The sequence below is a fragment of the Duganella fentianensis genome, from assembly GCF_009857835.1.
In the GTDB taxonomy this organism is placed as follows: Bacteria; Pseudomonadota; Gammaproteobacteria; order Burkholderiales; family Burkholderiaceae_D; genus Rugamonas; species Rugamonas fentianensis.
Genome location: NZ_WWCL01000002.1, coordinates 764,017 through 775,849 on the forward strand (window position 1 = coordinate 764,017; position 11,833 = coordinate 775,849).

An 11,833-nucleotide genomic window follows, 5' to 3' on the forward strand; every position below is an offset into this window, starting at 1 on the left:
CGCAGTGACCGACTGCGCCGGCCAACGCACAACATTCCAGGGCCATGCCATGAAGCTCAAATTCCTTGGTGCCACGGGCACCGTGACCGGTTCCAAATATCTGCTCAACACGGGCAGCGCCACCATCCTGATCGACTGCGGCCTGTTTCAGGGCTACAAACAACTACGCTTGCGCAACTGGGAAGAGTTTCCCGTGGCGCCAGATTCCATCGATGCCGTGGTGCTGACCCACGCCCACCTCGACCACAGCGGCTATCTGCCACTGCTGGTGCGCGAAGGTTTCCGCGGCAAGATCTACTGCAGCGAGGCCACCTACGACCTGTGCAAGATCCTGCTGCCCGATAGCGGCCGCCTGCTGGAGGAAGAGGCCAACCATGCCAACCGCCACAGCTATTCGCGCCACGCGCCGGCACTGCCGCTGTACACGGAAGAGGATGCGCTGCGCGCGCTGGAGTACTTCCATCCTATTCCCTTCGGCAAGCCGCATCAGGTGGCGGCAGGGCTGACGGCGCAGCTGGCTCTGGGCGGCCACATCCTCGGCGCGGCCATCGTCACGCTCAATGACGGCAAGCGTACGCTGACGTTCTCCGGCGATCTGGGCCGGCTGCATGACGCCATCATGGTGGAGCCTACGCTGATCGAACAGACCGACTATCTGGTGCTGGAATCGACCTATGGCAACCGCAACCACGATCCGGCCGATCCTGCCGTGCTGCTGGGCCAGACCATACGCGATACGGCCGCGCGCGGCGGCGTAACGGTGATCCCGTCGTTTGCCGTGGGCCGCGCCCAGTCGCTGCTGTACGAAATCCACCGCCTGAAACAGCGCGGCGAGATACCGGCGCTGCTGCCGGTCTATCTGAACAGTCCGATGGCCATCGATACCACGGCGCTGTACCAGAAGCACCGCAAGCTGCATCGCCTGAACCAGGAAGAGTGTCAGGCCATGTGCCATGCCGCCAAGATCGTCAACAGTGTGGAAGAATCGATAGAGCTGAACCAGCGGCAGATGCCGATGGTGATCATTGCCGCCAGCGGCATGGCCACCGGCGGCCGCGTGCTGCACCACCTCAAGGCCTTTGCGCCAAATAGCCGCAACACCATCCTGTTCGCCGGCTTCCAGGCTGGCGGTACGCGCGGACGCGCCATGCTGGACGGGATAGACGCCGTCAAGATCCATGGCGAATATGTGCCGCTGCGCGCGCAGGTCAGCCAGATCGACAATCTGTCCGCCCACGCCGACGCCAATGAAATTCTCACCTGGCTGGGTCACTTCAAACAGGCGCCCAAGCAGGTCTTCATCACCCACGGCGAGCCTGATGCAGCCGATGCGCTGCGCCACCGCATCGAAGAAACCCTGCACTGGCCTTGCCGCGTGCCCGAATACAAAGAACAGGTGGAGCTGGTATGAATCTCAATCCCGATGCGCTGGTGTTGCGCCGTCTCGGCATCGACACCTATCAGGAACTGGTGGCCTATCTGCGCAGCGATTCGCCGATCTGCCGCTCGGAAGGCTTCGAGGCGCAGTCGCGCATACAGGTCTGCTGCGGCAGCCGCCATATCATCGCCACGCTCAATGTGGTGCACGAATCGCTGATCGGACGCCATCAGCTAGGCCTGTCGGAAGCGGCCTGGCATGCGCTGGGCGGTGAGGATGGTGTACCCGTCAAGGTCAAGCACGCGCCGCCGCTGCAGTCTTTCTCCGCCGTGCGCGGCAAGATCTATGGCCGGCCCTTCACCAGCGATGCGGTGGAAGCCATCGTGCACGATATCGCTGGCGGCCACTACTCGGATATCGAGATGGCGGCGCTGATCACGGCCTGTTCCGGCAACCGCATGGACGTGGCCGAGACCATCGCCCTGACCCGTTCCATGGTGGGCGTGGGCCAGCGCCTGTACTGGGAGCGCGACATCGTGGTGGACAAGCATTGCGTGGGCGGCTTGCCCGGCAACCGCACCACGCTGATCGTGGTGCCCATCGTGGCCGCCTGCGGCCTGACCATCCCCAAGACTTCTTCGCGCGCGATTACGTCGCCGGCCGGTTCGGCCGACACTATGGAAACTCTGGCGCCGGTGGGGCTGGACCTGCCGGCCATGCGGCGCGTGGTGGATCAGGAGGGCGGCTGCATCGTCTGGGGCGGCGCCGTTTCGCTCAGCCCTGCCGACGACATGCTGATCCGCGTCGAGCGACCGCTGGGACTCGATAGCGATGGCCTGCTGGTGGCGTCCGTGCTGTCGAAAAAAATCGCTGCCGGTTCCACCCATGTGGTGATCGATATCCCCGTCGGCCGCACGGCCAAAGTGCGTTCGCCGGCTGCCGCTGCGGCACTGGCGGGCCGTTTGATCGAAGTCGGTACGGCGCTCGGTCTGGCCATCGATGTGGTGCAGAGCGATGGCTCGCAGCCGGTAGGGCGCGGCATAGGCCCGGCGCTGGAAGCCTGGGATGTGCTGGCGGTGCTGCGCAACGAAGCCGGTGCGCCCGACGATCTGCGCCAGCGAGCTGTCACGCTGGCCGGCCGCTTGCTGGAACTGGGTGGCAAAGCCTTGCCGGGGCAGGGCGTGGCGCTGGCGATGGAAGTGCTGGCCAGCGGCGCGGCATGGCACAAGATGCAGGCCCTGTGCGCTGCGCAGGGCGGCATGCGCGAGCCGGGCCGCGCTGCGCACACCCATGTCATCACGGCCCAGCATGCCGGCAAGGTGGTGGCCGTGGACAACCGCCGGCTGGCAAGGCTGGCCAAGCTGGCCGGTGCACCCAAGGCCAGTGCCGCCGGCTTGCTGCTGCATGTGGCACTGGGCACGACAGTCGAAGTCGGGCAGCCGCTCTACACACTGCATGCGGAATCGCCGGGCGAGCTGGCCTATGCGCTCAGCTATGCCCATGCGCAGGAAGACCTGTACACCATCGAGGAGCATCCATGAAACCGCTGCTACTGGCCATGCCCGGCGCCGAAGTGCTGGCCGAATCACTGGCCGAATCGCTGAAACTTAGCAAGGAGTGCGAGCGTGGCGCACTGAAACTGCATCGCTTCCCCGATGGCGAATGCTGCCCGCAGATTCTGCCCGAGCCGCAAGGGCGTGACGTGGTGCTGGTGGCTGCGCTCGACCATCCGGACGACAAGCTGCTGCCACTGTATCTGTCGGCCTGCGTCGCGCGCGAACTCGGCGCACGGCGCATCGTGCTGGTACTGCCTTATCTGCCGTATATGCGGCAGGATGCCGTGTTCCAGCCGGGGCAGGGCATTACGGCGCGCCACTTCGCGCGCCTGCTGTCGTCCTGCTGCGATGCGCTGGTGACGGTAGATCCCCATCTGCACCGCATCCTCAGCCTCGACGAAGTGTATAGCGTGGCCAGCGAAGTAGTGGCGGCTGCACCGGCGATCGCCCAGTGGATACGCCGGAACGTGGCGGCGCCCGTAGTGGTGGGGCCGGACAGCGAAAGCGAGCAATGGGCCGCCCAGGTGGCAGAACTGGCCGGCTGCCCCTACACGGTGCTGAGCAAGGTGCGTAGCGGCGACCACGAAGTGGCCGTGTCGCTGCCACCGGCCCAGTTGCTGGCAGGGCGCACGCCCGTGCTGGTCGACGATATCGCCTCGACGGCGCGCACCATGGTGGCCGCGACCGGGCAGCTGAAGCAGGCTGGCGCAGCAGCGCCCATCTGCATTGCCGTGCACGCGCTGTTTGCCGGCGATGCCTACAGCGTGCTGCAGCAGACTGGCGTGGCCGCTGTGGTCAGCTGCAATACCGTGCCGCACGCCAGCAATGGCATAGACCTGATGCCGGCGCTGGCGGCCGCCGCGCAGCGCATGCTGGCTGGCTAAGGCTTGCGGCTGGCGTGATCCGTCCTTGCTCTGACTTGTTTTGATCAAGAACGTCATTTTGAAATAGGCGCAAATACGCACGTTGTCACAGCGTCGAGCGGCGTTTTTGCCACATACCTCAAGGCAAAATTGTCTTTCTAATTATTTCAAGTGATAATAAAAAACAACTAAGAGTATTGACGAATCGCAAGCCTAGTGCATAAACCACGTCGGTTTTCAGCCGGGTTATTGCCGGCTCACTGACTGACGATGACTACTTCCAAGCAAGCTACTTCTACTTCCATTTCCGCGCTCTGGCTCTCGTTCCGCCGTCTGGCCGATCTGTGTGCCCACCACTTCAACGCCGATCTGCGTGCCAGCCTGTTTTCGGCCGCGCTGGCCGTGCTGGCGCTGAAAGTGGGCGCGCTGGCGATCCTGACCAAATTATCGCTACTGGTGGTATCGAATCAGGCTTTGCTGACCGCGCCGCAGGTGGCGCTGAATGGCAGCGGGCCGGTGGTGCTGTATCTGAGCGAGAACCAGTGGCAGCAGCGCTATCTGGAACGGGCGCCGCTGGACCGCTGCAAACTGGCGGAAGATCTGGGCCAGATGCTGGCGCACCAGCCGCGCCAGCTGCTGGTGGACTTCGATCTGTCGCCGTCGCTGCAGGAAAGCCGCGCCGGCTGCCAGCAGCAGCTGGACCAGCTGCTCGATCAGCATGCTGACAAACTGGTGCTGCTGATGCCTTTCCGCGTCGGCTCGGACACGCTGCTGGCGCAGAAGGCCGAGTGGCTGGCGCAACGCTGCCGTGCCGGCGTGGCCTTCGGCGATGGCGCACTGAATGTGTCGCTGGGCGCCGTAATCGACTTTGTGCCCGAGAGCCAGGCCATGGCCGATGCCATGCACGAACGGGGCAGCGTGGAAGTGTGCCACCAGCTGGGCACGGCCGACGGGCGCGAGCGCTGGCTGCGCCGCGGTGCTGATCCGGTGACCGACGATGCTTCGGCCGAGGCCATCAATTTCGCCGGCTTCAGCAAGCAGGTGGTGGCGCTGGCGCTCGATGATCCGGCCGTGCAGAACATCGGCAACTGGGCCGGGCGCGATGTGTATTTCGGCGGCGATTATGGCGGCAGCAAGGATGACCGCTTCCTGACGCCTATGGGGCCGCTGCCCGGCGTGACCATCCACGCGGCCATCGCCTGGACGCAGGCCCATCCCGTGCGCGAACTGCCCCATGCCGTTGGCGTGGCGACCGATATCCTGACGGCCTTCGTGTTCTCGCTCGGCATAGGCTTCTTCTGGTCGCGCTATCTGAAAGTGAGCCTGCACGGGCAAGGCTATCAGCGCGAGAATTCCACCTTGCTGGTGCTGGGTTTTGTACTGTATTTTGCGATCATGCTGTGGCTGTTCTTCCAGCTCTCCGTGCTGCTGTTCATGCACGGCATCCTGATCGCCCCGCTGCTGATAGGCCTGAGCATGCTGATCGACGGCTTTGTGCGCGGCCCGATTGCGGCCAGTCTGGAACTGAGCGAAGCGGAGCAGGAGCAGCCCCGGCGCGCGCTGATGGCGGCGCAGGTGATGTCGGTCGTGCTGACCTGCAGCGTGCTGGTGCTGCTGGTGCCGCTGCTGCACCACTGGTCCATGCCATTGCAGCTGCTGATATTGACGCTGCTGGCGACACTGCTCGACCGGGTATTGCCCGTGCTGTGGCCCGCCCCTCAGGCCGAGCACAAGGGCGGCCATGGCAGCCACGCTGACCATGGCAGTCATGAAGCCTATCCGCGCGCGCACTTGCTGGCGTGGCTGCTGTGCGGCGCTTTAGCCGGCGTGGCAGCGGACCAGTATCTGGCGCTGGGCATGGGATGGCTGCTCGCTGCGTTTGCCGGCGTGATCACCGGGCTGGTACTGGTGCTGTTCATAGGCTTGCTGCGCAGCCTGCAGTGGCGCAGCTTTTCCCGTCCGGCGCGCTGGTGGACGGCGCAGCTGCTCGGCGTGCAGCACGAAATACACGGCTGGCGCGAGCTGGCCGGGGCGCTCTCGTTCTGTCTGCGCCACAGTGCCTACTGGGTGGTGCTGGTCGCTGCCCTGATCGTCATGTTAAGTCATTAAACTGGAAAGGTGAGATCCATGCTGAAGTCGATGTTGGTGCTATCTCTGTCGCTGTCTACTGCCATCGCGGCCCATGCTGCGACGGACTGCAGCGTGCCTCCGCTGGGTCAGAGCGACAAATCTGCGCCAGTGGCCGAAGCGGCCAAGCGGCTGCGCGCGACCGATCCCTGCAAAGTGGTGCCGGGACTGAGCGGCAAATCGCTGGGCTCAGTATGGGCCGGCCTGCTGTCCACCAAGAAGACGGGGGGACGCCGGCTGGAGCCGGCCATACCGGACGGTATGCCGAACGGCACCGTGCTGGCCGGTAGCGCCGGTGTCCACTTCGATTTGCGTGCCGTGGCAGGTGAAGGTATCCGTTCCTTCCTGCTGGCGCGCGGTGCGCAGACGCTGGCGACGCCGGCCAATGGTGCGCTGGAATTCGATGTGCCGGTGAGTGGCGGCGATGCCTACCAGTGGACGCTGGTGACGCGGGTTGCGACTTATCACGGCGAATACACGCTGGCCGATGCGGCCGAGCGGCAGGAAGTGGAGCAGCAGCTGGCGCAGCTGGACAAGGCCGGGCTCGATCCGGTGGCGCGCCTGCTGTATCAGGCCGCGATTTACGACGATGCCAATCTGTTCGTCGAACGTGACCGCGTGTATGCGCAATTGCGCGCAATGCTGGCTCTGTAATGGTGAAGCAGATGTTGAAGGGAGAGCGCAGTATGGCGCAAGTACAGACGGGATCGCGGCTGGCCATGTCGGCCGTGCTGCTGGTAATGGCGGGCACGCTGGCGCAGCCGCCGGCCAGTGCCGCGCCTACCAAGAAGAGCAAGGCCAGCGCCAGCGCCAGTGCCAGCGCCAGCGCAAGTACTAGCGCCAGCGCCAGCGCGGCGGCACAGGCAGCAGCCAGTAGCGAAGCCAGCGTGCCGGCGGCGGCCAGCGAAATAGCGGCACCGGCGCCAGCTGCGCCAGCTGCGCCAGCCGAAGCCCCCGGACTGTTCGACAAGGTCAAGTCCTTCTTCGCCAGCGGCGACAAGCCCAAAGCCGAAGCGCCGGCCGATAAGAACGAAAACAGCGACAAGCCGAAAGGCGAAGAGGAGCCTTCGTTCTTCAGCCGCCTGACGGGCAGCTCTGGCAGCCCGACCAAGGTCAAGGATATCGACGAAGTGTTTTCGCTGTCGGCCCGCGAGTTCGATCCCAGCTGCAAATCGCTGATCGAACCATTCGGCACCACCGACAGTCTGCTCTCGCTGGGTAAGCTGGGCGCCAAGCTGGCGATCAACAATGCCAGCGCGCGTTATGGCTTCGGTGGACAGAGCATGGATTTGCGCAGCACGCTGCGGCTGGCCGGCAAAAATCTCAACTGGCTGCCGATGGAAGCAGAACGCATGCTGGGTGAACGCATGCATGGCGACATGGCGGCCGATTTTCTCGATGGCGAACGCAAGGCCAACAAGCCGGCCGTGACGCGCGCCAACCAGATCATGCAGACCTTGCTGACCAGCGTGAAGGAAGAGCTGCCCTATAAGTTCCAGATCGATGTGCGCAAGGCCAGTGGCAACGCGCAGGCGCTACCGGGCGGTTTTCTGGTAATAGACCGCGATCTGGTCACGGTGGCCAAGAACGAGGACAAGGCCTATTTTGCACTGGCCCACGAGCTTGCCCACGTACTGCAGCGCCACGAAACGCGTGCCATACAGGCGCGCATGACCGATACCATCGACAGCTTCGATGGACTGCGCAAGCTGATCGACGGCGTCAACAGCACGCCCGGCAATATCATGGCCTATTCGAACGACATCATGGGGCGCTTCGTAGTGTTCTCCAAGGATCAGGAGATGCAGGCCGATGCCTGCGCCGTGCGCCTGCTCGATGCAGCTCTGCACGACAAGAAGAAGCTGCATCAGGTTATCCAGAGCTATCAGGCCAGCCTGCCGCCGGCCACGCCCGATACGGTGGCGGCCAACCAGCTGGGCATGTTTGTCGAGAATGTGCAGAAGATGGAAAAGCTGGGTGAACAGCACCCGAATACGCAGGCCCGCAGCGCCAATCTGCAGCGCATGCTGGCCGAAGTCGACAAGCATTAACGCGCTGATATGCCGCCGGTGCGGCGGCATGCAGCGCTATTGCAGGGGCAGGTGGACGGCGAACACCGTCCCCACGCCGGCTTCGCTATCGACCGTGATACGGCCATGGTGCTTGTCGACGATCTTGCGCACGATGTCCAGCCCCAGCCCGCTGCCTTCGCCGGCCGGCTTGGTGGTGAAGAAGGCATCGAAGATGCGGTCGCGGATTTCCGGCGGTATGCCGCAGCCGGTGTCGCGTATGGCCACCACGGCTTCGTTGCCCTGCTGTTCTATGCTGATGGTCAGCGTGCCCTGATTCTGCATGGCCTGTATGGCGTTGTAGATCAGATTGGTCCAGACCTGATTGAGTTCGTCCGGCAGGCAGCGTAGCGGGGCAATCGGCTGGTAGTTGCGCACCACCTCTATGCCCTGCTTGGTCTGGTTCTGGTAGATGGTCAGTACAGTGTCCAGACTCTGGCGCAGATCGACTTCGCGCAGTTCGCCCGAACTATCCACGCGCGAATAGGATTTCAGCGCGAAGACGATTTTCGCCACCCGCTCCACCGCCGTGTTGATGTTGCTGGCGCTGCTGACGATGGAGGCCATGCTGGCCGCCGTATCGAGGATGAAATCGGCGTGCCGATGCTGCAGCAGGCCCAGATAGTTGGTCGCGTAGGCGTGGGCGCGCAGCTCCACCAGCAGGGCCGCCTTGCGGCGCGCTGCGCTGATGCCGGCCTGTTCCAGCGTATCCATCACCTGATTGGTCAGAGCCCGCTCTTCGCGCGTATTCAGGATCTCGCTGCTCTGGCGGGTGTGCTGCAGCATGTCGATGAATAGCTGCTGCTCCGGTTCGGCCAGCAGCTGGAACAGGCGCGGCAGATTGCTCAGGGTCTGCTCCAGCGCTTCCGCGATATTGTGGCCGCTGGCCTTGATGGCGCCGATGGGGGTGTTGATCTCGTGCGCGACATTGGCCACCAGTTGGCCCAGCGAAGCCATTTTTTCCTGCTGGATGATCATCGCCTGCGCCTTGCGCAGCGCTGCCAGCGTGTCCGAATTGGCCAGTGCGATGGCACCGTAGGCGCACAGGGTACGGAAGATGGCCACATCGCGCTCGCCGTAGGCATGGGCGCGCGGGGTGTGGATGGACATCACGCCCAGCACCCGTTCGCCCGCCATCAGCGGCGCATAGATGGCGCTGGTGCCGGCCTGCGCATCGAGCACCTCCTGCTGTTCGGCGATGCACAGGGCGGCTGCCGGTTCGATGTCCAGCAGTTCGCCGTTGCTGTCTACCCGCTGGTCATTATCGATGCCGAGTACGAGGCTCAGTTTGCTGCCGCCCTGACGCAGGCGGTAGATGCGGTAGCTATGGGTGTCGAGCAGGGCGCGCACATGGCGGTCCAGCGAGGACAGCACGGCAGCCTGTTCCAGATTGCCCGTGATTTCGCGGCCGATGGCGCCCAGCTGCTCCAGTGTGGCATTGGCCTGTTCCAGCGTGGCCGCGCGCTGGGCTTCGGCTTCGTGCTGGGCCTGCAGGGCGGCCGCGTTATCGAGCGCGATGGTCAGATACGAGCACAGGGTACGGAAGATCGATTGTTCCCGCTCGCCATACGCATTCGATTCCATGGTCTGCACCGACATCACGCCCAGCAGGCGTTCGCCGACGATCAGCGGCGAGTACAGATTGCTCAGATTGGGGCAGTTACCGGCCAGATAGCGTGGCTCGCCGGGCCGCATATGCCGCACCACTTCGAGCCGGGTGCGGGCGCAGCGCGAGGACATGGCCAGCGGGTCGTCGAGTGCCAGCGAGAATGGCGCCAGCGGGGCACCGTTCTCCATGCCGAACACCATGTCCAGCTTCTGCGTATTGCCGTTCATGAGCAGTACGAAGAAGGTATTGGTCTTGAGTAGCTGGTGCACATTCAGCGCCAGCGAATGGAACACGGCCTGCATATCGAGGCAGGCGGTAAATTCGCGTCCGATCCGGCCTATCACTTCCAGATCGTTGGCGCGCGCCGCTGTCAGCTGCAGCAGCTTCTGGGTTTCATCGAACAGGCGGGCGTTTTCCAGTGCCGTGCTGAGAATGTTGGTGATGGTCTTGAGCAGGGTGACATCGGCCTCGCTGAAGGCGAATTCCAGATCGAGGTGCTGCAGCGTTACCACGCCGGTCACTTCGTCGCCGCTGATCATGGGAATGAAGGCGGCGCTCTTGGCCGTCTCGCCGCGCAGCACGGGATTGCCGTAGGCGATGCTCTGGCGTTCCAGATTTTCGTTGAAGAGCAGGGCCTGGCGGCTTTCCAGCACATGCTTGCGGAAGCCGAAGATGCCTATGGTATGGGGCGGCTCGCGCAGTTCGCGCTCGATGTAGTAGGGCACATGGAACTGCTGGGTGTCGCGCGCGAGCAGGGCGATGTTGACCACCTGCGCCTGAAAAATCTGCTGGATCCTGTCGCCCACGATGGTACAGATATCGGCCAGCTGCAGGCGCGCCGTGAGCGCCGTCTGCACGCTGTTGATGATGGCCAGATCGGCTTCGCGCTGGGCCATCAGCTGGGCGCTGACGGAATCGCGGCCCTGTCCGTGGGCGGTACTCATGCTGCCGCAGGGCCGCGTAGTTGCGCCAGTTCGCCATCCTTCTGTTCCAGCTGCTGTTTGAGGGCTGCGATTTCGGCATTGAGCTGGGCTTCATGGTGGAAAGCGCGCAGGGCCGAGCGTATGGTCAGAATCAGGTCGGCATTATTGAAAGGCTTTTCGATGAAACGGTACAGATTGGCGTCATTGATGGCTTTCTTCACGCCTTCCAGATCACTCTGGCCGGTCAGCATGATTTTGATGGCGGCAGGATACATCTCATGCAGCTTGATCAGTAGCTCGTCGCCACGCATCCATGGCATGATGTAATCAGAGATGACGACACTTAACTGCAGACCCCGCTTGTGGTGATCTTCGATGATTTCCAGCGCTTCCGAGGCGGATTCGGCGATCTCCACCAGATGGTCGTTGCCGAAAATTTTGCCGATCAGGGTACGTAAGGCGTTCAGGACGGTCGAATCGTCATCGACACATAGAATGATGCCTTTGCTCATGTTGGTGTTTCTCCGGATTCAGTGTGGTACAAAGAATTGTTTTAAACGCAAATAGTGTTTGCATTCGGAAATATCAGAATAGACGATTTTTCCAATTAAGTCACCAAAAAAATCAATTTCGATATTTTTGTGTTGATTTTGAGTTGTAGTGTTAAGATGATTTTACCCTTGGCGGCAACGCTCACTTTGAGAGGAGAACACCATGAAAATGTTTGCGAAAATGCTCACCAGCCTGCTGCTGATAGTGGGGCTGGGCTGGACTGTCCCTGCCGCCGCACAGGCCCAGGCAGCGCGAGGCACGGCCGATGATGCGGTAGCGATGGTCAAGCGCGCGGCAGCCTATCTCAACAAGAACGGCAAAGACAAGGCCGTGGCGGCGTTCAATGATCCTGCCGGCGAGTTTGTGGCCGGCGACCTCTACGTGATTATGCTCGATGAGAAGGGCGTTGCGCTGGCCCATGGGCAGAATCCGCGTATGGTGAACAAGAACCTCATGGAGATCATGGCCGGGGATGTCTATCCGATCAAGGAAATGATCAAGGTAGGTAATTCTTCTGCCGGATATGGCTGGGTCAAATACCAGTGGCCTAACTCGATCAGCAAGAAAATGGAAGCCAAGAGCACCTATGTGGAACGGGTAGGCGAGTACTATCTGGGCGTGGGCGTGTACCACTGAGCCCGCATTTGTCTTACACAGTTGTAATCACACAGCATTGCAATCATGCAACTTGATGTAAATACATACTCTAAATCAGACACTTAGTCAGAGCGCCCCTTGGATGGGGCGTTTTTTTTG

General features: G+C 62.5%; 9 protein-coding genes. 7 read left to right on the forward strand and 2 right to left on the reverse strand.

Annotated elements, in window-relative coordinates; genetic code table 11:
* Positions 1–49 precede the first annotated feature (49 nt).
* The 6 genes from GTP23_RS11235 to GTP23_RS11260 all read left to right on the forward strand — a co-directional run bounded on the left by GTP23_RS11235 (position 50) and on the right by GTP23_RS11260 (position 7,975).
* Entirely contained in the window at positions 50–1,411 is a 1,362-nt protein-coding gene (locus GTP23_RS11235; protein ID WP_161035204.1) for an MBL fold metallo-hydrolase RNA specificity domain-containing protein, read from the forward strand.
* Positions 1,408–2,919: a thymidine phosphorylase family protein gene (locus tag GTP23_RS11240; protein WP_161035205.1), complete on the forward strand. Its 1,512-nt coding sequence runs from the start codon at positions 1,408–1,410 to the stop codon at positions 2,917–2,919. Before GTP23_RS11235 ends, GTP23_RS11240 begins: the two co-directional genes overlap by 4 nt.
* Complete coding sequence (locus tag GTP23_RS11245; RefSeq protein ID WP_161035206.1) at positions 2,916–3,818, forward strand: ribose-phosphate pyrophosphokinase; 903 nt, start codon at positions 2,916–2,918, stop codon at positions 3,816–3,818. The genes GTP23_RS11240 and GTP23_RS11245 overlap by 4 nt, the downstream gene beginning before the upstream one ends.
* Positions 3,819–4,067: 249 nt before the next feature.
* Entirely contained in the window at positions 4,068–5,906 is a 1,839-nt protein-coding gene (locus GTP23_RS11250; RefSeq protein ID WP_161035207.1) for a CHASE2 domain-containing protein, read from the forward strand.
* Positions 5,907–5,924: 18 nt separating this feature from the next.
* A complete protein-coding gene (locus GTP23_RS11255; protein ID WP_161035208.1) occupies positions 5,925–6,578 on the forward strand; it encodes a hypothetical protein in 654 nt (217 codons plus the stop codon).
* Between the two features lie 32 nt (positions 6,579–6,610).
* Entirely contained in the window at positions 6,611–7,975 is a 1,365-nt protein-coding gene (locus GTP23_RS11260; RefSeq protein WP_161035209.1) for a M48 family metalloprotease, read from the forward strand.
* 36 nt (positions 7,976–8,011) lie between these two features.
* Here GTP23_RS11260 and GTP23_RS11265 read toward each other — a convergent pair whose 3' ends face one another.
* Together GTP23_RS11265 and GTP23_RS11270 are read right to left on the reverse strand one after the other, a co-directional pair.
* The gene (locus GTP23_RS11265) at positions 8,012–10,546 is read right to left on the reverse strand and encodes a GAF domain-containing protein (protein ID WP_161035210.1); all 2,535 of its coding nucleotides are present in this window, start codon (positions 10,544–10,546) and stop codon (positions 8,012–8,014) included.
* Positions 10,543–11,037 (reverse strand): response regulator, encoded by a 495-nt coding sequence (locus GTP23_RS11270; RefSeq protein WP_161035211.1) that lies wholly within the window; start codon positions 11,035–11,037, stop codon positions 10,543–10,545. The genes GTP23_RS11265 and GTP23_RS11270 overlap by 4 nt, the downstream gene beginning before the upstream one ends.
* A 202-nt stretch (positions 11,038–11,239) precedes the next feature.
* Here GTP23_RS11270 and GTP23_RS11275 point away from each other — a divergent pair, with 202 nt between their 5' ends.
* A complete protein-coding gene (locus GTP23_RS11275) occupies positions 11,240–11,713 on the forward strand; it encodes a cache domain-containing protein (protein WP_161035212.1) in 474 nt (157 codons plus the stop codon).
* Positions 11,714–11,833 lie beyond the last annotated feature (120 nt).

Coding starts and splice junctions, on each gene's coding strand:
- GTP23_RS11240 (WP_161035205.1), top strand. CDS start 1,408: ATGAATCTCAATCCCGATGCGCTGGTGTTGCGCCGTCTCGGCATCGAC.
- GTP23_RS11250 (WP_161035207.1), top strand. CDS start 4,068: ATGACTACTTCCAAGCAAGCTACTTCTACTTCCATTTCCGCGCTCTGG.
- GTP23_RS11265 (WP_161035210.1), bottom strand. CDS start 10,546: ATGAGTACCGCCCACGGACAGGGCCGCGATTCCGTCAGCGCCCAGCTG.
- GTP23_RS11255 (WP_161035208.1), top strand. CDS start 5,925: ATGCTGAAGTCGATGTTGGTGCTATCTCTGTCGCTGTCTACTGCCATC.
- GTP23_RS11275 (WP_161035212.1), top strand. CDS start 11,240: ATGAAAATGTTTGCGAAAATGCTCACCAGCCTGCTGCTGATAGTGGGG.
- GTP23_RS11235 (WP_161035204.1), top strand. CDS start 50: ATGAAGCTCAAATTCCTTGGTGCCACGGGCACCGTGACCGGTTCCAAA.
- GTP23_RS11245 (WP_161035206.1), top strand. CDS start 2,916: ATGAAACCGCTGCTACTGGCCATGCCCGGCGCCGAAGTGCTGGCCGAA.
- GTP23_RS11260 (WP_161035209.1), top strand. CDS start 6,611: ATGGCGCAAGTACAGACGGGATCGCGGCTGGCCATGTCGGCCGTGCTG.
- GTP23_RS11270 (WP_161035211.1), bottom strand. CDS start 11,037: ATGAGCAAAGGCATCATTCTATGTGTCGATGACGATTCGACCGTCCTG.